The organism is Microvirgula curvata, assembly GCF_054781615.1.
On record NZ_BAAGUB010000004.1, the window covers coordinates 140,270 to 162,974 of the forward strand.

The window sequence follows — 22,705 nt, forward strand, 5'->3', positions numbered from 1 at the left end:
ATGAAAATCCTCTATACCAATTTCCACCACGGTTCCGGCGGCGGCCATTTCACCTATATCAACGGGCTGGCCAAAGCCATGACAGCCCGGCACGAGGTCAGCATCGCCTCGCCGGCAGGCAGCCAGCTTCATGCCATGGCCGAGGCCGATCCGGCGCTGCACGCCTTCGCCATCGACTTCAGCAACAATTTCAAACGGCTGTGGCCGGCACGCCGTGCGCTGGCAAAGATCCTGCGTGACGAGCGGTTCGATATCGTCCATGTCAACGGCTCGCCCGACCACCGGCTGGTGATGCTGGCCATGGCCGGCATGGGCCGCCAGCGGCCGCGCGTTGTCTATACCAAGCACAACAATCTGCCGATTTCCGGTCTCGGCGCATCGATCCGCGCACACTTTGCCACGGACCGGACCATTTGCACCTGCCTGGAAGCACGGCGCATTCTGGAAGCATCACCCTATGCCAGGACCGGGCTGGTTGACGTGCTGCTTGGTGTCGATACCGGCTTTTTTACACCGGCGGATGCCCGCCAGGCGGCGGAGGCACGTACCGCACTGCTGCCCGGGCTGGCACCGGACACGCTGGTGCTCGGCAGCAATGCCGGTACCTCGGAATACAAGGGCTGGCTGGACCTGCTGCAGGCGATATCGCTGTTGCCGTTCGAACAGCGCAACCGCCTGCATGTGGTCCTTGCCGGCCGCCCGCCGCGTGATGATCTGCTGCAACGCGTCGATGCGCTCGGACTGCGCCCACAGCTGACGCTGACCGGCCTGCTGGCCGATGTCCGGCCGGTGCTGCGCGCCATGGATGTCGGTTTTGTGCTGTCGCACAAGGAAATGGCCTCGTACGCCGGCCGTGAAATGATGGCCATGGGCAAACCGGTCATCGTGTCCGACGTCGGCGGCCTGCCCGAGTTGCTCGAACCGGGTGTGCAGGGCTGGCGGGTGCCGGCGCATGCACCTGAGCGGATTGCTGCCGTGCTGAAGGAGATCCTGGCCGATCCGGCATCGATCGCCGTGCGCGGGGCGGCAGCACGTGAACGCTGCGTCACGAACTATTCGATGGAGACCGTGGTGGCCCGCATGGAAAGCGTCTATGCGGCGCTGCTTGAAGAACGCTAATTCGCGCAGTGATAAACTGCCGGTTTTGCCATTCCCCACCGCAAAAACTGCGGATGAATCATCACGTCGGAGCAAACGAATCGTGAAAGTGACTGTTGTAGGCACCGGCTATGTCGGTCTGGTTTCCGGCACCTGCCTGGCGGAAGTGGGCAACGACGTACTGTGCCTGGATGTGGATGCGGCCAAGATCCGCACGCTGGAACAGGGCGGCGTCCCGATCTTCGAACCCGGTCTGGAAGAGATGATCCGCCGCAACGTGGCGGCCGGCCGGCTGCGCTTCACCACCGATGTCGAGCAGGCTGTCCGTTTCGGCACGGTGCAGTTCCTCGCCGTCGGCACGCCGCCGGATGAAGACGGTTCCGCCGACCTCCAGTATGTCGTCGCCGCCGCGCGCGCCATCGGCCGCCATATGGACGACTACAAGGTCGTGATCGACAAGTCCACGGTGCCGGTCGGCACCGCAGACAAGGTCCGCGCCGCCATTTGCGAAGAGCTGGCCACGCGCGGTGTCGACCTGCCGTTCGGCATGGTATCCAACCCCGAATTCCTGAAGGAAGGCGCCGCCATCGACGACTTCATGCGGCCGGACCGCATCGTCATCGGCGTCGAGGACGAACGCGCGCTGGCGCTGATGCGCACGCTGTATGCACCGTTCCAGCGCAACCATGACCGCCTGCAGGTCATGGACATCAAGAGCGCCGAGCTGACCAAGTACGCGGCCAATGCCATGCTGGCCACCCGCATTTCGTTCATGAATGAGCTGGCCAACCTGGCCGAAGTGCTCGGGGCGGATATCGAGATGGTGCGCAAGGGCATTGGCGCGGACCCGCGCATCGGCTACCACTTCCTGTACCCGGGCTGCGGCTATGGCGGCTCGTGCTTCCCGAAGGACGTGCAGGCATTGCTGAAGACAGCCAAGGATGCCGCCGGCATCGACCTGCGCGTGCTGAGCGCCGTCGAGGAAGCCAACGAGAACCAGAAGTCGGTACTGCCGCGCAAGATCAAGGCCCGTTTCGGCGACGACCTGTCCGGCCGCACCTTCGCGCTGTGGGGGCTGGCATTCAAGCCGGATACCGACGACATGCGCGAAGCGCCGTCGCGGACCCTGATCGCCGCGCTGCTGGATGCCGGTGCCCGCATCGTGGCCCACGACCCGGTGGCCATCGACGAGGCCCGCCGGCTGTATGGCGACGAGCCGCGCCTGCGCTTTACCGATACGCCGATGACGGCGCTGGAACAGGCCGACGCACTGGTCATCGTGACCGAATGGAAGGCCTACCGCAGCCCGGACTTCGCCGCGATTCGCAACAGCCTGCGCACACCGGTCATTTTCGACGGCCGCAACCTGTTCTCGCCTGAAGCGGTCAGGGAAGCCGGCATCGACTACTACCCGATCGGCCGCCCGCAGGCCGCCTGAGCCCTGCCCAGCCACGCCCGCCGTCACGGCGGGCTTGAAAAAAACCCGCCATGCTGTGTGGCGGGTTTTTGCTTGTACGACTGGCTATCAGCAGTGATAGAGCGGATTGTCCGGTTCCATTTCCCGCCCGGTGCGCTGGATCTGCTGCCAGATCGGTTCACCCTGCAGCGGTTCGGACACTTCGCGTGCGAGTTCGCTGTACTCGCGGATGTAGTTGCCATCGGCGAACGCCCGCAGCAGCACGACCTTGACCGACATATTGCCCGGTTCGTCGTCCAGTGCAGCCTTCAGTACGCGGATGGCATGACGAACCTTGCCCTGGAACAGGAAAACCTCTGCCTCCCCGACCGGATCGATGCCTCGTGCGCTGGCTTTGACGAAGCGGTTCTGTCGCCACCATTGCCCCAGCAGATAACTGACGCTGACCAGCAGCATGGCGTTAATCAGGGTTTGCAGTTCAATCTCGTAGTCCATGGCAAGCGCTCTCCTCACATGCATGCAGGCAGATCATCGTCGACCGTGCACTGTTAGACAATTAGTGAAAATACGGATTTCCAATGTCATTACGGGCTTGCCTTCGACATGGCAGCCCGGGGTGAGGGTCGTCTTGCGGCACGGAAGGGAAAACAGGAGAGGGTGCAGGGAAAACCCGGCAGGATGGAAGGTTGCGACGGGCGCGCGGCAAGCGCAGACGTGGCTCGGGTGTCCATGCAGAGTCCCCCTGAAATCGGGTGCGGGCGAACGGCCGGTCGTCAGCCGGCAACACGCGGGCAATGGTGATCATCGCCGCTTTTCCACCCACCCCTGAGTAAGTGTTATGCGGAGATTATTACCAAAACCGGCTACGCCGTGAGGGTATTTGCCCCTCGCTCCGCCATGCCGATCGCCCCGCTGATACAGCAGCCATGAGCATGGTGCAGCAGGGAAAATACCGTTCAGCGCGCGATAAAGCGACCGCCCAGCACCCGGGCCAGCGCATCGGCATCGACGTCCGATTCCACGCTCGCCCGGCCGATGCCGTCCGGCACGACAAAGCGCAGGTGCCCGCCATCGACTTTCTTGTCGTGCCCCATCAGCGACAGCCACGCGTCGAGTCCAAGGTCCGGCGCGCGTACCGGCAGTTGCACCGCGGCCAGCAGGGCCTCGATCCGGTCCAGTTCGCCCGCGGACTGGCGGCCGAGCTGCGCGGCCAGGTCGGCCGCCAGCAGCATGCCGGCAGCCACGGCTTCGCCATGCAGCCAGACACCGAAGCCGAGCCCGGCTTCGATCGCGTGGCCAAAGGTATGACCGAGATTCAGCAGTGCGCGCACGCCCTGCTCCTTCTCGTCCTGCCCGACAATGTCGGCCTTCATCTCGCAACTGCGGCGCACGGCATGGATCAGCGCATCGGCATCGCGCGCCATCAGCGCTGCCGCCTGCGCCTCGCACCAGTCGAAGAAACCGGCATCGCCGATCAGGCCATACTTGAACACTTCGGCCAGCCCGGCCGACAGCTCCCGCGGCGGCAGGCTGTCGAGCAGCGCGATATCGGCCAGCACCAGCCGCGGCTGCCAGAACGCACCGATCATGTTCTTGCCGGCCGGGTGGTTGATTGCCGTCTTGCCGCCGACCGACGAATCGACCTGGGCCAGCAGCGTGGTCGGCACCTGGACGAACGGCGCGCCGCGCTGCCAGCAGGCGGCGGCAAAACCGGTCATGTCGCCCACCACGCCGCCGCCCAGCGCGACCAGCGTGGTCTTGCGCTCGGCGCGCATGTCGATCAGCGCATCAAAAATCAGGTTCAGCGTCTGCCAGTCCTTGTGCGACTCGCCATCCGGCAGCACCACGGCCCGGGTCTGGATGCCGGCGGCCGCCAGCGAAGCCTCAAGCCGCGCCAGATACAGCGGTGCCACCACGTCATTGGTGACGATCAGCGCGCGCGGCTGCGGCAGGACCGGTGCCATCAGTTCGCCGGCCCGGTCCAGCAGGCCCCGGCCGATATGGATCGGGTAGCGACAGTCGGGCAGCGTCAGGTCAAGCGTGATCATGACTCGGGAGTTTCCTTGAGTTTGGCCAGCAGCCGCTGCACCAGCACGCCGACGTTCTGCCGGCTGGTGTCGACAACCACGTCGGCAATTTCGCGATAAAGCGGGTCGCGCACGGCGAACAGCGCTTCGAGCTTGGCGCGCGGGTCACCGGTCTGCAGCAGCGGCCGGCTCTTGTCGTGCGCCGTGCGGATCAGCAGGTCGTCGATGGTCGCGCGCAGATAGATGACCGTGCCGCCGGCCTTCAGCGCCGCACGGTTGTCCGGGTCGAGCACCGCACCGCCACCGGTTGCCAGCACGATGCCGTCACGCTGCATCAGCTCGGCGATCACCGCCTTTTCGCGCTCGCGAAAGCGGTTCTCGCCCTCGATCTCGAAGATGGTGGTCACGCGCACGCCCGTACGCGATTCGACCTCGTGGTCGGAATCGTGAAAGGTTCGGCCGGTCAGACGGGCAAGGTGACGACCCACAGTCGTCTTGCCCGCACCCATCAGGCCAATAAGTATGTAGTTGCCTGCCGTCATGGGGCCGCATTGTAACCAAGGCCCACGCAGCCGTCATGGCCGAGCGGGCCTCAATCGTATCTGTTCGCAACGAAAATGGCAGGCGGACCATCTGGCGCTATACTGCGCTGTTTTCCCATCGGAAGTTTCACCGCACATGTTTTCCCGACTGCTCGGAGGCATCGCCCTGATTGTCGCGGTGCTGATCGTCATCGGCGCAGGTCTGGCTGGTGTCGGCATTGCCGTCACCTATCCCCGCCTGCCCAGCCTTGATGTCCTGACCGCCTATCGCCCGAAAATCCCGCTGCGCGTCTATACCGCAGACGGCGCCCTGATCGGCGAATTCGGTGAGGAACGTCGCTCGTTCACCCCGATCGGCGAAGTCCCGCCGCTGATGAAGAAGGCCATTCTCGCTGCCGAGGACGAGCGCTTCTACGAACACGGCGGCATCGACTACCTCGGCATCGCCCGCGCGGCGGTGGCCAACGTGACCACCGGTCATATCCGCTCCGGCGCCTCGACCATCACCATGCAGGTCGCGAAGAATTTCTTCCTGTCGAGCGAACGGACCTTCACCCGCAAGTTCAACGAGGCCTTGCTGGCATTCAAGATCGAACACAACCTGTCCAAGGACCAGATTCTGGAGCTGTACTACAACCAGATCTATCTCGGCCAGCGCGCGTACGGTTTCACCTCGGCCGCACAGATCTACTTCGGCAAGACACTGGACCAGCTGACCCCGGCGGAAATGGCCATGCTGGCCGGCCTGCCGAAGGCACCGTCCTCGTACAACCCGGTAGTGAATCCGGAACGCGCGCACCTGCGCCAACTGTACGTGCTGCGCCGCATGCGCGAGCTGAACTTCATCGACAACGACCAGTACGAGGCCGCCAAGCAGGAGAAGCTGAAGCTGGCCAGCCGCAACGAGGACTTCTCGGTGCCGGCCCAGTACGTGGCGGAAATGGTGCGCCAGTCGATGTATACCCGTTACAAGGAAGCCGCCTACACCGAGGGCTTCCGCGTGTACACCACGCTGAAATCGGACCCGCAGCGCTGGGCATTCGACGCCGTGCGCGAGGGGCTGATGAGCTATGACCGCCGCCATGGCTATCGCGGACCGGAATCGTTCATCGATCTGGCCGCGCTGCCGGAAGGCGCCGACCGTGACGAAGCGCTGGATGATGCGCTCGCCGCCATTCGCGACTCGGGCTCGCTGCAGCCGGCCGTGGTACTCGAAGCCTCGCCAACGCTGGTCAGCGTCTATCTGCGCGGCGGCGACAAGGTGGACCTGAGGGGGCGGGCACTGAGCTTTGCCCAGCGTTTCCTGTCGCCGAAACTGACGCCGGCGCAACGCATCCGCCCCGGTTCCATCATCCGCATTACCAAGGATGAGGACGGTGGCTGGTCGATCACCCAGATGCCGAAGGTCGAAGGGGCATTCGTCGCCGTCGACCCGAAGACCGGTGCGATCCAGTCGCTGGTCGGCGGCTTCGACTTCAACCGCAACCACTTCAACCGCGTGACCATGGCCTGGCGCCAGCCGGGGTCGAGCTTCAAGCCGTTCATCTATTCGGCCGGCCTCGAACGCGGCTTCACCCCGAGCACGCTGGTCAATGATGCTCCGCTGGTCATCGACCCGCAGACCATCGGCGGCCAGCGCTGGGAACCGAAGAACTATGACGGCCGCTACGCCGGCATGATGACGCTGCGCCGTGGTCTGACCCTGTCGAAGAACCTGGTGTCGATCCGGGTGCTGATGGCCACCGGCACCGACTACACCCAGCAGTATCTGCAGCGTTTCGACTTCGGCCCCAAGCAGCATCCGGCCTACCTGACCATGGCGCTCGGCGCCGGCATGGTGACGCCGCTCGGCATGGCCGAGGGCTACAGCGTGTTCGCCAACGGCGGCTGGCAGGTCAAGCCGTACTTTATCGACCGCATCGAGGACAGTCTGGGCCATGTGCTGGCCAAGACCGCCCCGATCGTGGCCGGCCAGAACGCCAGGCAGGTCATCGACCCGCGCAACGCGTTCATCATGACCAACCTGATGCAGGACGTGGTCAAGTTCGGCACCGGTCGCAGCGCGCTGTCGCTCGGCCGCAGCGACCTGGCCGGCAAGACCGGCACCACCAACGATTCGCGGGATGCCTGGTTCGCCGGCTTCGCCCCCGGCGAGCTGGTCGGCATCGCCTGGGTCGGCTTCGACAACAACAAATCGCTGGGCGGCGGGGAAACCGGGGGCGGCGCCGCGCTGCCGATCTGGATCTCGTACATGCGCCACGCGCTGAAGAGCGTACCGGAAGTCGAGCTGCCGGTGCCCAGCGGCATCGTGGTCAAGCCGGGTGCCGGCCTGCACGGACAGCCCGAGTATTACTATCAGGAATTCCTGCAGACCAGTCCGGAGCTCGGCCTCAACAACCAGGCCAGCCGTTCGGTGGAAAGCAATGAAGCCGACCCGGCAGCCAGCCCGAGCACGCCGCCGCCTGACTCGGCGCGCGATGCGGTCGAGAACGTGAAGGAACAGCTGTTCTGATGCTGTGCCTGGCGGAAGGGGCCTGCCGGCTCCTTCCGCCATCCAACCATTCTAAAATGCCGTCACACCGCCATGACCACCCTTCTTGTTACCGGTGGCGCCGGTTATGTAGGCAGCCACACCTGTGTCGAACTGCTTGAGGCTGGCTACGAGCTGGTCGTGCTGGACAATCTGTGCAACAGCAGCCGGGAAGCCTTGCACCGGGTGGAACGAATCACTGGCAAGCCGCTGATCTTCGTGGAGGGTGATATCCGTCACGCCGGCACGCTGGAGCAGCTGTTTACCCGGTACACCATTGACACCGTCGTCCATTTTGCCGGGCTGAAAGTTCTGGGCGAGTCAGTGTCAGCGCCACTGAGCTATTACGACAACAATATCGGCGGCACACTCACCCTGCTGACAGCCATGCGCAGCCATGGCGTGAAATCCCTGTTGTTCAGCTCTTCCGCCGCGGTATACGGCAACCCGCACCAGGTACCGATCACCGAAGACTTTCCGCTGTCCGCGACCAACCCCTACGGCCGCAGCAAGCTGATCGTCGAAGACATGCTGCGCGACCTGCACCGCGCAGAGCCGGACTGGTCGATCATGATCCTGCGCTATTTCAATCCGGTAGGGGCGCACGAGAGCGGGCTGATCGGGGAAGACCCGCAGGGTATTCCCAATAATCTGATGCCGTTTATTGCACAGGTCGCCGTCGGAAAGCGGGAATTCTTGTCGGTATACGGCAATGACTACCCGACAGCGGATGGGACCGGCGTGCGTGACTATCTGCATGTGGTCGATCTGGCGGTTGGCCACGCCAGGGCCATTGAGGCACTGGGCAACACCCCCGCCGGACAGCTGCACACCTGCAACCTGGGCACCGGGCGCGGGTATTCAGTACTGGATGTCGTACATGCTTTCGAGCGAGTCAGCGGTCGCAAGGTCCCGCATGTCCTTGCTGCCCGTCGTCCAGGCGACGTGGCTACCTGCTATGCCGATCCCGCTCGGGCAGAAAGGGAACTGGGCTGGAAAGCGACACGCGGACTGGATGCCATGTGTGCGGATACATGGCGATGGCAATGCGACAATCCTCACGGTTATTGAGCGAAATGGGTAACTATCCGGAGTGAATATCCATACTGCTGCTTGCCAGATATTTACCATGCTCGCTGAGCTGGAAAATTCCAGATTGCGCCAAGCCCGCCCAACTTCGGCCGAGAGTGTCAGTCAGTAATAATGCACATGGTGGAAACAGCTCCTTTTATCAGAACAGATCCACCCCACTGTTTTTTCGCGGATTTTCATCTACAGCTTTCCGCGTCAGGAGAGCCCAATCCGTTAGAATATCGGTATGGTTCTCTTCGTATCCACTCTACTGACCAGCTTTATGCTTACCTTGTGGCTGGTACGCAGTAGTCACTTTCATGCCCGGCTCAGTGCGGACTCCGACCTGTCAGGCGTGCAAAAATTCCATGTTGCCCCGGTGCCCCGCATCGGCGGTGTCGCGCTGCTCATCGCACTGGGCACTGGCTGGCTGGTACTGTGGTTGCGGCACTCGCCACTTCACACCGCCTACCTGGGGCTGCTGGCAGTCACGCTGCCGGCCTTCCTCAGCGGGCTGTATGAAGACATGTCCAAACAGGGCGGGCTGGGCCTGCGCATGGCGGGGATCCTGCTGTCAGCGGGACTGGGATGGTGGCTGCTCGGCGTCCAGATTACGCGGCTGGACATCCCTGTCCTGGAGGCCGCATTGCGCTACCCGGCCGTCTCCCTGTCGCTGACACTGATCGCCATCTGCGGCGTCACAAATGCGATGAATTTCATCGACGGCTACAACGGGCTGGCGACAGCCGTCGCGGCCATCATGCTGGGTGGCATTGCCTATGTCGCCTTCCTGCTCGGCGACCACCTGATCTGGTCATGCGCAATAGCCGGCATCGGAGCCTGCCTGGGCTTCCTGCTCTGGAACTGGCCGCGCGGGCTGATCTTTCTCGGTGATGGCGGTGCCTATCTGCTCGGTTTCCTGATCGCCGCACTCGATATCCTGCTGGTCGCACGCAACCCTCAGGTATCACCCTGGTTTGCGCTGCTGCTGGTCAGCTACCCGGTCGTCGAAATGACATTCACCGTGCTGCGCCGGACGTCACGGCGCTCGAACCCGGGCATGCCGGATGCCGCCCACCTGCACCAGCTGATCTACAAGCGGCTGATGAAATGGACGGTTGGCAGTTCGCGCCCGGCCGACAAGCTGTTCCGCAACTCGATGACCTCGCCGTACCTGTGGCTGCTGTCATCGCTGGGCGTAATACCGGCAGTACTGTTCTGGAACAACACCCGGCTGTTGCAGTTGTCCACACTGCTGTTCATTGCCGCCTACATCTGGCTGTACCGCCGCATTGTCAAATTCCGGACACCGCGCTGGCTGGTCGTCCGCGACCGGCAGTCCCACAAGGATCGGCAATAACCGGGGCCGCGCTTTTCACCCGGAGGTTCCCGGCGCTCAACGATCCGCGCGCTCGTCAACCGGCAGCGTATCCGGTGCGCTGCCCTTCCGCCGCACCTGCAGCAACGGTGGCGCCCACGCTTCACCCGCCCGCTTCTTGCGCGTGGCCAGCGTCAGCTCGCTCGGCGCAAAGATATTGATGTTGTGCGTATTCGGGGTGGTGATCAGGTACTGGGCTTCGGTCGCGCGCAGGAAGCTCGACACCCGGTCAATATTGAAGATGTCCAGGTGGGCAAACGGTTCGTCGATAAACACGAAGCCGGATGGCTGGGACTCGTCCATCATCAGTCCGACCAGCAGGATCAGTGATTTCATCACCTGCTGCCCGCCGGACGCCTCGCCGTCATTCAGCCCCATCATGCCCTTGTGGTCGAAGTTGAAGCGCACGGTCAGCCCGGCCTGCAGCAGGCGGCTATCGTCGTCGCCGAACTCAGGCAGGTCGGCCTCGACCGCAATGCCGGACAGCTCGCCCAGCCGTTTCAGATTGCGGCCATAGGCGCGTACCGTGGCGCGCAGCTTGCCGACATAGGCGCTGCGCGCCTCGTCGGTCAGCGCACTGGCGCGCTCCACTTCCGCGCCGCGTTTCTGCATGTCGAGGTCAAGCGTGACCAGTTCGTCGCGCAGCAGGTCACGGCTGGTCAGCACGGTTTCTTCCCGCTCCCACTCGCCCAGTTCCAGCCGCTGACGCGCATAGCGCAGTGCGTGCTCGGCATCCCCGGCATCGCCGAATTCACCGGACAGCGCCTCCAGATACCCGGCATCCAGCCAGCTCGGGTCGAGCCGTCGGGCCAGATCGCGCAGACTGGCCAGATCACGGCGCACCATGCGGCGCGCCTCGACCGCGGCCAGTTGCAGGGCTGACAGTCGCTGCGACTGCTGTTGCAGGTTCAGCGCCCGTCGTTCGTGCGTGCGGCGGGCCTGGTCGTGTTCGTCACGCGCCTGACGCTCGGCCTCCTGCGCCGCCGCCACGGCGGCGCCGATATCGGCGGCGCGCGCGGCGAGATCGCGGCGGCTGGCTTCCAGTGCGGCATATTCGTCGGCACGCGCTTCCAGCAGGCGGATGGCATCGACCCCGCCCAGGTATTCGGCCAGTTCGCGCGCTTCGCGATTCAGTGCCAGTTGCCGCTCTTCCTCGGCCAGGATGTCACGGTTGACCCGCTCCAGCCGGGCCTCGACCTGGGCCAGCCGGGCCTGGCGCGCTGCCTCGCCAAAAGCGAGGTCATGCGCGGCCACGCCGATATGCCGGCCGCCGCGCCGTTCGCGCAGATAACCGTCCGGCGTGATCCACTCGCCGCCCAGTGCCTCGCCTTCGCGCTCGTCGGCGACCCGCCGGGTGTCATTCAGAATGCGCGCCAGCCAGCCCGGCACGGCCGAGGCAAAGCGCACCACTTCCAGCACACTGCCCGGTTTGGCACGCGGTGCCGGCTCGGCATCCGGCACGATAAAGTGCCGGTAGCGCAGCCGGCGTCCGAGTGCGAACGCGGTTTCGCGGTCGGACGGATTGCCGAGCAGCACCAGATGGCGATACGGTTTCAGCAGCGACTCGACGGCGATCTGCCAGTCCGGATCGGTGACTTCGACCCGCTCGGCCAGCAGCCCATGGTCGACGCCCTGCTCTTCCAGCGCGATGCGGAACGCCCGCACCTCGTCCGGTGCGCGCCGGCCACCCGAGGACAGCGCCGCACGTTCGACCCCGAGCTGTTCGCGCTCGTCACGCCGGGCCTTCAGGCTGGCGCCGAGCGCGGCGGCTTCCTGGCGCAGCGTGTCATGGCGGGCGGCCAGTCGGGCCTGGTCATCGCCCCAGTCCTTGCCGGACAGCGCCTGCAGCCGGTCACGCTCTTTCAGTTGCGCGTCCAGCCCGGCGCATGCCTCGCGCACCGACTGGAACTCGGCCAGCACCTGCCGGTAGTGATCGCTGGCCGCGACACGACGGGCATCGGCCTGCGCCTCGGCCCGTGCCAGCCCGGCCAGATCGGCCTGATCCAGCGTCTGCGCCTCGCACTCGCGACGCCAGGCCGCGCGCGCCGCGCGTTCGTCACGCCAGTGCTGGCGCAGCTTGCCCCGGCCCTCGATATAGCCGAGCGTCGGCAGCACTTCGCTTTCCAGCCGGGCGATCTCGTCCTGCAGCGCACGCCACTCGACATAGCGATTGGCGCGACCGACGGCGTTTTCCACCCGCGCAGCCAGCACATCGCGGCGTTTGGCCAGTTCGGCCAGTTCGATCTCGGTCTGCACCTGTTCATCGCGTGCGGCCGCATAGTGATCGAGCACCGCCTTGTCGCCGAACACCTGGAACACCAGGTCCAGCAGCGCACGCGGCGAGTATTCACACAGCTTGTCGGTATCGCCCTGCTCCAGCGCCAGCACCTCGGCAATCGCCGGCGTCAGGCCGGCTGCCTCCAGCCGCTGGCGGTATTCATGCACGCCCAGCCAGGTGACGCCAGCCTCCAGCTCGTCGCCAAGTGGAACATCGCCTTCCAGAATTGCGTAATGGCGTACCCAGTCGCCACCCTGTTTTCTGACCCGGCACAGCAGGGTCACGCGTTCGCTCATCAGCGGGAAGAACGGCGTCGGGTACAGGCCCGATTCGAGCCGGCGCGGGTTGTCGACCACACCGCGCAGCCAGGCGAATGGCGATCGGTTGTTGCGCACATAGCGCTTGTAGTCGCGCTTGCCGGAACAACGCAGCGCCAGCAGGGTCCGCAGCGCATCGAGCAGCGTGGTCTTGCCGGAGCCGTTCGGGCCGGTGATGGTGACGATCTGGGCGTCCAGCGGCACGGTCAGGCGCTGCCAGTAATCCCAATGAACCATTTCGAGGGCGCGGAGTTGAAACATGCGTTGGACCGGATTCCAGTAAGGACAGGGAGCGGGGCAAGCCCCGGGTTCAGAGGCCGGCGTCCTGCCGGCGCTTGAGCAGCACTTCGGACAGCGCACCTTCGAGGATGCGCGGCGCGAGCTGGCCGTAGTCGATCAGCGTATCCAGCAGCGGGCCCTCGGTCAGCAGCTTCTGCCGGCGAACGATAAAGCCAAGGTTCACCAGCCGGCCAAGGTTGGCACTGAACTTGGTGCGACCGCCAAGCAGATTGCCGAAGTCGGCGTAGATCGCCTCCTCGTTGACGCCGACCGACACGTCGTCGCCAGTGGCGATCGGCTTGCCTTCGCCGAACATGTCATGCTGCGACTCGCGGCCGGCTTCGACCCGCGCATGCTGGCGTTCGCGCTTCGGCAGCACGATCAGCGCCCACAGCACCACCAGCAGCGCCACTGCGTCGCGCGGCAGCTCCAGCGTATTGTTCTGCCAGGTTTCGCCCTGACCGAACACCGCCTCATGCTGCGCCGGCTGCAGGCAGACCGCCACTTCGGCCGCATACGGGTTGTCGGCCAGGGCCAGCCCGACCTGGGCCAGCCGTTCGTCCAGCGCCTGACGGAACACCTCGTCCATCAGCGCGCGGCGAACCAGCTTGTCGCTGCGGGGAAGCGTGCGGTGCGCGATCAGTCGCGCGGAAAGCGTTGCAAGGTCAGCGTCCATGCGGCTCAGCGATCAGTAAAAGGAATCAGTTGCGCGTCGGACAGCGACGCGATTTCGGGGTGATCGGGATGGGTCAGGCCCTCGCCACCGGCCAGTGCCCACGGCGCGGTCGCCAGCCGCGACAGCGCGCCGGCATCATCGCCCGGCTCGGGGTCACCCAGCAGCGCCAGCAGCGACATGCGATAGGCAGTCTCGGCATAGCTGTCGGCCAGCACGATCCCGGCGATCGGCGCCATCCGGCCCGGCGGCAGCGCGTCAAGCGCTTCGAGAAAGGCGTCGGCCTCCTGTTGCCGCTCGGCCGCCTGCGGCTCGGCATCGTCGGTCGCGCGCGACGGCGGCAGCCCGGTGGTCGCCGCCACGACCCGCTCGCGGGCGATCAGTTCGTATTCGGCCACATCGGCCAGTTCCGGCGTGGACAGGAAAGCCGCCAGCGGCGGCGGGGACAGCACGCCATCCAGCAGGCCGGCCAGTGCCGGCGCACTCTGCGTGCGCAGCCAGCCGGCAATATCGGTCGAGGTCAGGCCGCTCTGGCCAAGATGGACCCGCTGCACCGCCAGTTGCGCCAGCCGGCGCTGGAAAGTGCCGGCCAGATGCAGCATGCGTGCCTGGGCATAGGCCACCTGCTGCGCGGCGGCCAGTGTGCTCAGGTCCTGGGTATCGTCACGGATGATGGCTCGCACGACTTCCGTCCCGCGCGCCACCCAGCGCCATACCGCTTCCAGCCGGCCCTGGGCCGCACGGATACGGAATTCGGATTGCGATTCAAGGGCTTCCTCGAACTCGGCATGCAGTTCGTTCAGCCGGGCCAGCAGATGGGTCAGCGCTTCGCCGCTGACTTCGCCCATCGCCTGACCGGCAGCCACCTGTCCGGCCAGATAGCCGAGTTCGGCATCGTCGCCGTCCAGCTGCACCAGCGTGGCCAGCGCCGCCAGAACCCGGCGCGCATGTTCGGCCAGTTGGTAGTCACCACTGTCGGCGTGCCACAGCAGCAGGCCGTTCTCGCGCAGCCGCTTGAGCACGGTGTCGAGCTTGGTCGGGTTCAGGTAGGCAAAGCGCTGCTGCAGATCCTGCGGCGTCCAGCGCGGTGCGCCGGCGCGGGCGCCGATTTCGCGCAGCACCAGCAGCCGGACCAGCACTTCGTCCTCCCCGCCACGAAACAGCGTGATCAGGGCGTCGATCACCTGTCGGGCGCCGAGCAGATCGCTCAGCGCCGGCAGGTCGGCCGGAAACAGTCCCGGCGCCAGAAAATCGGCGAGCGTATCGTCGCGCATGCGCGGAATCAGGCGGCCGGGTTGTACGGCTGCTCGGCGGCGGCGAGTTCTTCCTCGCTGCGTTCGGCGGCGCGCACGTGTTCCAGATGGGTCATGATCGCGTAGCACAGTTCGCGCGTCCCCTCGCCGGTCAGTGCCGACATGGTGAACAGGCGCGGCTGCATCGGATCGTAGTCAGCCAGCTTGTCGACGGTGAAGTCGACCCCATAGGCGTCGAGGAAGGCCCGGGTCTTTTCGATGCGGTCGGCTTCGTCGAGCATGTCGAGCTTGTTCAGCACCAGCCAGCGCGGCTTGTTGTACAGATGCTCGTCGTACTTGCGCAGTTCCTCGACAATGGCGCGCGCTTCGGCCACCGGGTCCACTTCCGGGTCGAACGGCGACAGGTCGACGATATGCAGCAGCAGACCGGTACGCTGCAGGTGCTTGAGAAAGCGGTGACCAAGGCCTGCGCCTTCGGCTGCACCCTCGATCAGGCCCGGGATGTCGGCGATGACGAAGCTGCGGTTCTCGTCGATGCGGACCACGCCCAGGTTCGGGTGCAGGGTGGTGAACGGGTAATCGGCGACCTTGGGTCGCGCAGCCGACACGGCAGTGATGAAGGTCGACTTGCCGGCGTTCGGCATGCCGAGCAGGCCGACGTCGGCCAGCACCTTCAGTTCCAGCTTCAGCGCGCGCTCCTCGCCCTCTTCACCCTTGGTGGTCTGACGCGGTGCGCGGTTGGTGGAACTCTTGAAATGGATATTGCCCAGCCCGCCCTTGCCACCCTTGGCCAGCACGGCCTGCTGGCCATCGTGGGTCAGGTCCGCGACCAGTTCGCCGGTCACCTGGTCAACAATGACCGTGCCGACCGGCATGCGCAGGATGATGTCGTCCGCGCCCTTGCCGTAGCAATCGGCGCCACGGCCACCTTCGCCATGCCGGGCGATGTACTTCTTGACGAAGCGGTAGTCGACCAGCGTGTTGATATCCTTGTCGGCAACAGCGATCACGCTGCCGCCACGACCGCCGTCGCCACCGTCCGGGCCCCCCTTGGGCACGAACTTTTCGCGCCGCATGCTGGCGGAGCCGTTGCCGCCCCTGCCGCCGACTACTTCGATTTTCGCTTCGTCAATAAACTTCATGGTGTCTCCGGTACGCGGTGGGGATGCGCCGCGCGCGCAGGCGGGGCAGCCGGACGGCGCCAGTGCGCCGTCTCCTGAAAAACGAAAGCCCTATCACAAGGATAGGGCCACTGCTGACAAATCCTGCCACGGGGGGCGCTGGGCGCCCGGTGCGACCCGACCTTGTCAGCAGTCAGGCATGCGCTGCCTGTGGCTCAGGCTGCTACCGCTTCTTCCACGCCGGTGTACGGCAGGACGACGACGGTCTTGCGCTTGAGCGCGCCCTTGGTCACGAACTTCACATAGCCGTCGACTTTGGCGAACAGGGTGTGATCCTTGCCGCAACCGACGTTTTCGCCAGCGTGGAAACGGGTGCCACGTTGACGGATGATGATCGAACCAGCCGGAATCAGCTCGCCGCCGAACACCTTGGTGCCGAGGCGTTTTGCCTGTGAGTCGCGGCCGTTACGTGAACTACCGCCAGCTTTTTTGTGTGCCATGATTCTGCTCCTGGATTACTTCGAAATTTCGTCGATGCGAATTTCGGTATAGTTCTGGCGGTGGCCTTGATGCTTTTGGTAGTGTTTCCGACGACGCATCTTGAAGATGCGGATCTTGTCGCCACGACCATGGGAAATCACAGTGGCCTTGACAGTGGCACCAGCCACCAGCGGGACACCGACTTCAACCTGCTCACCATCAGCAACCATCAGTACCTGGTCCAGTACAATCTGGCTGTCGATGTCTGCCGGTATCTGTTCTACTTTGAGTTTTTCGCCAATGGCAACTTTGTATTGCTTGCCACCGGTTTTTACGACCGCGAACATAGACATTGAACTCCAATAAACTTCCACGAACCATTCGCGGAAGAGGCAAGAGGATACGCAAGTCGCTGATTGGCGTCAACTTTCCCGACCCGTTCCGCCCCCTTCGCCGCGCCAGCCAGCCCGTTACGCAGACAGCATCACGCGTCCCGCGCTTTTTGTTACAATCCGAACGTTCTCCGCGCGTTTCCGAGTCGAGTCTGCCGTGCCTAACCCGTTGTATCGAAAACTGATTGCCGACGACATGCAAGCCGTCGACCAGGTCATCCGTCGTCGCCTGCATTCTGATGTAGTGCTTATCCGGCAGGTTGCCGACTACATCATCAACGCCGGCGGCAAGCGCATGCGCCCCGCCGTCGTGCTGCTGGCCGCGCGTGCGCTCGGCCTGTCCGGCGACAGTGTGCACGAGCAGGCGGCGATGATCGAATTCATCCACACCGCCACGCTGCTGCACGATGATGTCGTCGACGAATCGAGCCTGCGCCGTGGCCGCGAAACCGCCAACGCGATGTTCGGCAACGCCGCCAGCGTGCTGGTCGGCGACTTCATCTACACCCGCGCGTTCCAGATGATGGTCGCCACCGACAGCATGCGCGTGCTCGAAGTCATGGCCGGCGCCACCAACGTCCTCGCCGAGGGCGAAGTGCTGCAGCTGCTGAACATCGGCAACACCAGTATCGACGAAGCCGGCTACCTGCGCGTGATCCAGTACAAGACCGCCAAACTGTTCGAGGCCGCCGGCCGGCTGGGCGCCATCCTCGCCCGTGGCACGCCGGAGCAGGAAGAAGCCCTGGCCCGCTACGGCATCGAACTCGGCACCGCGTTCCAGATCATCGACGACGTGCTCGACTACTCGGGCGACGCCGACACCATCGGCAAGAGCCTCGGCGACGACCTGGCCGAAGGCAAGCCGACGCTGCCGCTGATCTACGTCATGCGCCAGGGCACGCCGGAACAGGCTGCCGTCGTGCGCCAGGCACTGGAGCAGGCGAACCGCGACCATTTCGATGCGGTGCTGGCTGCGGTACAATCCAGCGGCGCGCTCGACTATGCCCGCGAACAGGCTTGGGCCGCCGTGCACCGCGCGCAGGATGCCATTTCGATCCTGCCCGACACCGACGCCCGTCAGGCACTGTGCGATCTGGTGCATCAGGCCGTCGACCGCACCAGCTGAGTTTTCCCGTGAGTCTCCGTAGTTAAATGGATATAACGGCCCCCTCCTAAGGGGCAGTTACAGGTTCGATTCCTGTCGGGGGCGCCACACTGAAGTCCACAGCAGTCCGGCAACAGCCACCAAACCCGCATGGCGCAAGGCTCTGCGGGTTTTTTGTTGTCCTGAGGGGTCCCGCGACATCCAGCGGTAGCCGGACCGGATTGCGGTTATTTCCGCTGTTATCAGGTAAAAAACCCAAAAATCGATAACAGCAGACCGCAGCCATGACCCTGACCGATGTTGGCGTGAAGAACGCAAGGAGAGACCCTGTTCGCGGCAGATGCGCGCCTGCCTCGAGTGCATTTCACGGACGAGTCGGCGCTGGTACGCAGGGCGAAGACACTGCGGCATGCAGCAGCCAGAGGCAGGGCGACGCATGTCGGACCACGTCCAGACATGAAATAATGATGTCATACTCGGCAGTGACCAGTATTTTCTCTTTGCAGAAGATCTATTTTTGATCCAACACCGCCCTCGAAAAATTTTTAACATCATGAATATAAAATCCCGTTTTGCGTGTTGTCTTTTACTCACCACCCTCTTTTCCCCAGCCTATGCGAAAGTATTCACGCCGCCGGGCGAAATTTCTTATATGGGAAAAACGTATAAACTTGCCTACGAAAATTCCGCCCCGAATGGCCGAGCCATTTTTGAATACACAACGGACAACGAACCCATAGAGAAATGGTCATCTTTGATTACGCTTAATTATTCAAAGTCATTAATCATCTCTCCGCAAAAATGGGCAGAGGCAACCAAGGCATCTTCAGACCGTCAGATTCCAAAACCTCATTACGACCTTTATTTGAAGAGCAATAATGGTTATGCCAGACTAATCTTTGAACCAGACTCGAAAAATCCGGCCTACGAATCAAACGTACACAAAAGCTTTCATCTGCAAGCATGCAATGGCTTGCTTGTATTCCAGTATGCCAAAAAGTACCCCCAAGGCGCCGAGCTATCCCCGGCGGAAAAACTGGCCACCCTCAAACAGATCGCAGCCGAAAACACCCAGTTTGCCGCATCAATGGAAAAGTCAGAGTGGTCGCCTGATTGCAAGTAGGGTGGACCTTTCGCTCAAGGGAACCCAATGAATCCTTGCCGTGATCCGGCCAAATTTCTCGCAGGCCAGGCAACCAGTTATTGGCTTCAGCACCGGAGCAGCCCAAAAACCCGCCACCAGTCATGGTTGCGGGTTTTTGCCCTGCGCTATCGCCGGACGTTCAGATCCAGACGTCGTTCGGGGCTGTTCTCTCCCCGCCCTGGTCTCCGGTATTGGCGACCCCCCTTGGCTCGATCAGCAGCATCTGCACCTCCTCACTGGCATGGGGTTTGTGCTCGACTCCCTTGGGGACGACATACATCTCCCCGCTGTTGACGAGTACATGGCCATCGCGAAAATTGATGCGCAACTGGCCGTCCAGCACGATAAACGTCTCGTCCGTTTCCGCATGCGAGTGCCAGACGAATTCGCCGGCGATTCTGACTACCTTGAACTGGTAGTCGTTCATCTCGGCGATGACGCGGGGCTGCCAGCGGTCGGTGACCAGGTTCAACTTCTGCGCCAGGTTGATCGCGTGCGGGGCAGGACGGTGGGGGGTGGAATGGCTCGGCATGACGGACTCCTTGTGGTGGTCGGATGCATGCCAGTCTGCCGGGATTGCCGGGCCTTATCTTGTACGATCCTGCAAGGTCGGCGCCGGGTCAGACAGGCCCCGCAAGGCACGCAGCCAGCGGCCCGGCGACAGGCCATACGCACGGGTGAAGTGTTTCGTCATGTGGCTCTGATCGGTAAAACCGGCCCAGAGTGCGGCCTGCGCCAGCGACTGGCCGGCCACGACAAGGCGGCGCACCCGTTCCAGCCGGCGCATGGTCAGATAGCGGTACGGGCTGGTGCCGTACAGCACCCGGAAGTCCCGCGACAGCCGCCAGCGATCGCGCCCGCTGACGAGTTCCAGCTCATCCAGCGTCACCGTGCATTCCAGACGGTCCAGCAGGTAGCTTCGGGCCAGTTCGGCGGCACGATAGTCGACAGCCTGTCGCCCGCGCGGCGCCCCCGCTGCAGCAGCCAGCGCCTGCGCGAGATCGAAGATCGCATCCTCTTCCTCAAGGGGGGCGAGGTCGTCCAGGGAGCGGAGCAGCACATCGGAAGCGGCCAGCAGCCGTGGATCGGCGGACAGCCCGCCGGCAATGAACGGCAATGGCCGGCCGCCCAGCACCCGCTGGATCAGTGACGGTTCGATATAGAGCATCCGGTAGCGAAACCCGGCGTCTGTCCCGGCAGAACCATCATGCGGCTCATCGGGATGCAGCACGAGGGTTCCCCCCGGCATGCTGTGCGTCATGCTGCGGCGATAGTGGAAGCTCTGGACACCCGCCAGCGTGCGGCCGATGGCATAGGTTGCATGCCGGTGCATGTCGTAGCCATGGCCACCAAAGAACGCTTCGATGCGTTCCACGTCCCGCACGGAAGACGCCCGCTGCACCCAGTCGTGCTGGCCCGGAAGCGCAATAGTGATCCGCTGTGCCATTTCCGCTTACCGTACTTTCTCTGCCCACGTCGCAAGAAACCGGTCGATGACGACGCGCGGGAGCGGCGGCAGGGCCTCATGAAAACCCCTCATCAGCTTGGCACCTGCGCCCCTGCGCGCGGCGGTTCGGTCAGGAGGTCCCGGGCGGCACGGCTGCGGCTGAAGACATTGGGGGTAGCGAGGAGGCAGTCAGGCATCGGGTTTTCCTTCTGGCACAGATCTAAAGAGGAAAACGGTCCGGCGGTACAGCTGACCGCGGCGAACGGGGCATCGCCAGCCGGGGGCGGCGGCGCCTGGCCAACGGGAAAGAGGGCCCCCATGCTACCCCGGGATGCGACCCGCCCAGAAGCCTCCACCCACAAAAAAGCCCACGGCACTCATGTGCCATGGGCTGTCGCCATTCACTAGCGGGAATCAGAACTCGGCGTCGATATCCACCACATTGATCAGCTTGTGGTTGACGAATTCCTTGAGGCCGAGACCGATCAGCTCGCGGCCGTAGCCGGAGCGGCGGATGCCACCGAACGGCAGATCGGCCTTGACCATGGTCGGATGGTTGACGAACACCATGCCGGTCGAGATCTTCGCCGCCACTTCGGCGCCATGGCGGGTGTTGGCGGTAAAGACCGAACCACCAAGGCCGAACGGCGAGTCGTTGGCGATGCGCACGGCGTCATCCTCGTCCCGGGCGCGGAACAGCATCGACACCGGGCCGAAGAATTCCCAGTAGTAGGCCGGGTTGTCGGACGACACATTGGTCAGGATGGTCGGCTGGACGAAGGCGCCCCGGGTCGGCACTTTCGGGCCGACTTCGGTCGCGGTCGCGCCATGGGCGACGGCCTGGCGGATCTTTTCCTTCACTTCGTCGGCAGCGGCCTGCGACGACAGCGGAGCCAGCGTGGTGTCGGCGGCGAACGGGTCGCCGGCGCGCAGGGCGGCCACACCGGCGGTGTAGCGTTCGAGGAACGCGTCATACACCTCGTCGACAATGATCATGCGCTTGGACGACACGCAGACCTGGCCACCGTTCCAGTGGCGACCAAAGACCGCCCACTTGACCGTCTTGTCCAGCTCGGCGTCGGCCAGCACCACGAAGGCATCGGCGCCACCGAGTTCCAGCGTGGACTTTTTCAGTGCCCTGGCCGCCTGGGCGGCCACTACGGCACCGGCGCCTTCCGAGCCGGTCAGCGCCACGCCATGAACGCGCGGGTCGTTGAGGATGGCTTCGATCTGCGAACGCGTCGCATACAGGTTTTTGAAGGCGCCAGTCGGCAGCCCGGCTTCGGCCATCAGTTTTTCGAACGCGGCGGCACTTTGCGGCACATTGGACGCATGCTTCAGCAGCACGGTATTACCGGCCGACAGCTGCGGCGCAATGATGCGGGCAATCTGGTAGTACGGGAAGTTCCACGGTTCGATGGCCAGCAAGACGCCAAGCGGTTCATGGACCAGAATGGCTTCGCCTTCGGCGGCCTTGGCCACCGGCAGTTTTTCCGGGGCCAGCAGCGCTTCGGCGTTGTCGGCATAGTATTCGAGGATCTGAGCCGACAGCTCGACTTCAGCCTGGGCTTCGGCAAACAGCTTGCCCATCTCGATCGTCAGCAGTTCGGCATACGATTTGCTGCCCTTGCGGAGCAGCGTCGCGGCCTGGCGCAGAATGGCGGCGCGCTGGGCAAACGAGGTGGTTTTCCACTTCAGGAAGGCTGCATGGGCGTTATCGATCGCCTGGGTAACTTCCGCATCGGTGGCGTCCGGAAACGTCTTCAGGAGCTCGCCGGTATACGGATTGAGAGTGGCATACGCCATAGGTGAACCGTCCTTTCACATCTGCTGGGTAAAGGCGTTTCGTCAGACGGAGATGTCGTGGAGCGGTAGATGGACCAGGGCAAGGGCGTCTGGCTATCGCCGAAGAGAGCCAGTTGATTCGAGTCAATACATAGTACCCAGTGTTTCACGGCCCCACAATGCGGACGCCATTGCATTTGTAAATCAGCATGCCATTCACGCACTATCAGTAGGGTTATTAAACATTCACGGCAAATTCCCACAAAAAATGCTGCAATACACAATAAATGCAGAATGAAACCCCGTTCACGCAGCACCCGTCGCCCGCAGGCGACAAGCTTGCTAGAATCCGCCGCCTCCCTCTCCAT

The 22,705-nt window shown here is 63.8% G+C and carries 19 protein-coding genes and 1 tRNA gene; 8 read left to right on the forward strand and 12 right to left on the reverse strand.

Features of this window, described 5'->3' with window-relative positions; genetic code table 11:
* The gene (locus tag ACYVG8_RS02790; RefSeq protein ID WP_460744987.1) at positions 1-1,119 is read left to right on the forward strand and encodes a glycosyltransferase; all 1,119 of its coding nucleotides are present in this window, start codon (positions 1-3) and stop codon (positions 1,117-1,119) included.
* Between the two features lie 82 nt (positions 1,120-1,201).
* Entirely contained in the window at positions 1,202-2,536 is a 1,335-nt protein-coding gene (locus tag ACYVG8_RS02795; protein ID WP_028500231.1) for a UDP-glucose dehydrogenase family protein, read from the forward strand.
* A gap of 87 nt (positions 2,537-2,623) precedes the next feature.
* Here ACYVG8_RS02795 and ACYVG8_RS02800 read toward each other — a convergent pair whose 3' ends face one another.
* From ACYVG8_RS02800 to ACYVG8_RS02810, 3 genes are all read right to left on the reverse strand, one after another.
* Positions 2,624-3,010, reverse strand: a complete 387-nt coding sequence (locus ACYVG8_RS02800; protein ID WP_051529028.1) for a type IV pilus assembly protein FimV — start codon at positions 3,008-3,010, stop codon at positions 2,624-2,626.
* A 461-nt stretch (positions 3,011-3,471) separates the two neighbouring features.
* Positions 3,472-4,563 (reverse strand): 3-dehydroquinate synthase, encoded by a 1,092-nt coding sequence (aroB, locus tag ACYVG8_RS02805; RefSeq protein ID WP_028500229.1) that lies wholly within the window; start codon positions 4,561-4,563, stop codon positions 3,472-3,474.
* Positions 4,560-5,084: a shikimate kinase gene (locus tag ACYVG8_RS02810; protein WP_028500228.1), complete on the reverse strand. Its 525-nt coding sequence runs from the start codon at positions 5,082-5,084 to the stop codon at positions 4,560-4,562. Before ACYVG8_RS02810 ends, aroB begins: the two co-directional genes overlap by 4 nt.
* Before the next feature lie 136 nt (positions 5,085-5,220).
* Here ACYVG8_RS02810 and ACYVG8_RS02815 point away from each other — a divergent pair, with 136 nt between their 5' ends.
* From ACYVG8_RS02815 to ACYVG8_RS02825, 3 genes are all read left to right on the forward strand, one after another.
* Positions 5,221-7,596 (forward strand): penicillin-binding protein 1A, encoded by a 2,376-nt coding sequence (locus ACYVG8_RS02815; protein WP_028500227.1) that lies wholly within the window; start codon positions 5,221-5,223, stop codon positions 7,594-7,596.
* A 72-nt stretch (positions 7,597-7,668) separates the two neighbouring features.
* Positions 7,669-8,685: a UDP-glucose 4-epimerase GalE gene (gene galE, locus ACYVG8_RS02820; RefSeq protein ID WP_028500226.1), complete on the forward strand. Its 1,017-nt coding sequence runs from the start codon at positions 7,669-7,671 to the stop codon at positions 8,683-8,685.
* Positions 8,686-8,968: 283 nt separating this feature from the next.
* Complete coding sequence (locus tag ACYVG8_RS02825) at positions 8,969-10,045, forward strand: MraY family glycosyltransferase (RefSeq protein ID WP_460744988.1); 1,077 nt, start codon at positions 8,969-8,971, stop codon at positions 10,043-10,045.
* A gap of 36 nt (positions 10,046-10,081) precedes the next feature.
* On the opposite strand, the gene ACYVG8_RS02830 is transcribed toward ACYVG8_RS02825, so the two are convergent.
* The 6 genes from ACYVG8_RS02830 to rplU form a co-directional block, all read right to left on the reverse strand.
* Complete coding sequence (locus tag ACYVG8_RS02830; protein WP_107889216.1) at positions 10,082-12,919, reverse strand: ATP-binding protein; 2,838 nt, start codon at positions 12,917-12,919, stop codon at positions 10,082-10,084.
* 49 nt (positions 12,920-12,968) lie between these two features.
* Positions 12,969-13,613, reverse strand: a complete 645-nt coding sequence (locus ACYVG8_RS02835; protein WP_315384154.1) for a hypothetical protein — start codon at positions 13,611-13,613, stop codon at positions 12,969-12,971.
* Positions 13,614-13,618: 5 nt separating this feature from the next.
* Positions 13,619-14,884, reverse strand: coding sequence for a hypothetical protein (locus tag ACYVG8_RS02840; RefSeq protein WP_028500224.1), 1,266 nt, complete (start codon positions 14,882-14,884; stop codon positions 13,619-13,621).
* Between the two features lie 8 nt (positions 14,885-14,892).
* Positions 14,893-16,005 carry a GTPase ObgE gene (obgE, locus tag ACYVG8_RS02845; RefSeq protein WP_028500223.1) on the reverse strand — a complete coding sequence of 371 codons (1,113 nt, stop codon included), beginning with the start codon at positions 16,003-16,005 and terminating at the stop codon, positions 14,893-14,895.
* Between the two features lie 194 nt (positions 16,006-16,199).
* Positions 16,200-16,484: a 50S ribosomal protein L27 gene (gene rpmA / locus ACYVG8_RS02850; RefSeq protein ID WP_028500222.1), complete on the reverse strand. Its 285-nt coding sequence runs from the start codon at positions 16,482-16,484 to the stop codon at positions 16,200-16,202.
* A 15-nt stretch (positions 16,485-16,499) separates the two neighbouring features.
* Positions 16,500-16,811 carry a 50S ribosomal protein L21 gene (gene rplU, locus ACYVG8_RS02855; RefSeq protein ID WP_028500221.1) on the reverse strand — a complete coding sequence of 104 codons (312 nt, stop codon included), beginning with the start codon at positions 16,809-16,811 and terminating at the stop codon, positions 16,500-16,502.
* A 202-nt stretch (positions 16,812-17,013) separates the two neighbouring features.
* Between rplU and ispB the strand changes: the two genes are divergently transcribed.
* The 3 genes from ispB to ACYVG8_RS02870 all read left to right on the forward strand — a co-directional run bounded on the left by ispB (position 17,014) and on the right by ACYVG8_RS02870 (position 19,084).
* Positions 17,014-17,982, forward strand: coding sequence for an octaprenyl diphosphate synthase (ispB, locus tag ACYVG8_RS02860; protein ID WP_107889214.1), 969 nt, complete (start codon positions 17,014-17,016; stop codon positions 17,980-17,982).
* A 12-nt stretch (positions 17,983-17,994) separates the two neighbouring features.
* Positions 17,995-18,069: transfer RNA gene (locus tag ACYVG8_RS02865), tRNA-Arg, on the forward strand.
* Positions 18,070-18,514: 445 nt separating this feature from the next.
* Positions 18,515-19,084: a hypothetical protein gene (locus tag ACYVG8_RS02870; protein WP_460744989.1), complete on the forward strand. Its 570-nt coding sequence runs from the start codon at positions 18,515-18,517 to the stop codon at positions 19,082-19,084.
* A gap of 160 nt (positions 19,085-19,244) precedes the next feature.
* Here ACYVG8_RS02870 and ACYVG8_RS02875 read toward each other — a convergent pair whose 3' ends face one another.
* The 3 genes from ACYVG8_RS02875 to ACYVG8_RS02885 form a co-directional block, all read right to left on the reverse strand.
* Positions 19,245-19,637: a cupin domain-containing protein gene (locus ACYVG8_RS02875; RefSeq protein WP_051529042.1), complete on the reverse strand. Its 393-nt coding sequence runs from the start codon at positions 19,635-19,637 to the stop codon at positions 19,245-19,247.
* A gap of 54 nt (positions 19,638-19,691) precedes the next feature.
* On the reverse strand, positions 19,692-20,552 hold the full coding sequence (locus ACYVG8_RS02880) for an AraC family transcriptional regulator (RefSeq protein WP_460744990.1): 861 nt from the start codon (positions 20,550-20,552) through the stop codon (positions 19,692-19,694).
* 414 nt (positions 20,553-20,966) lie between these two features.
* Positions 20,967-22,358: an NAD-dependent succinate-semialdehyde dehydrogenase gene (locus ACYVG8_RS02885; RefSeq protein ID WP_028500273.1), complete on the reverse strand. Its 1,392-nt coding sequence runs from the start codon at positions 22,356-22,358 to the stop codon at positions 20,967-20,969.
* Positions 22,359-22,705 lie beyond the last annotated feature (347 nt).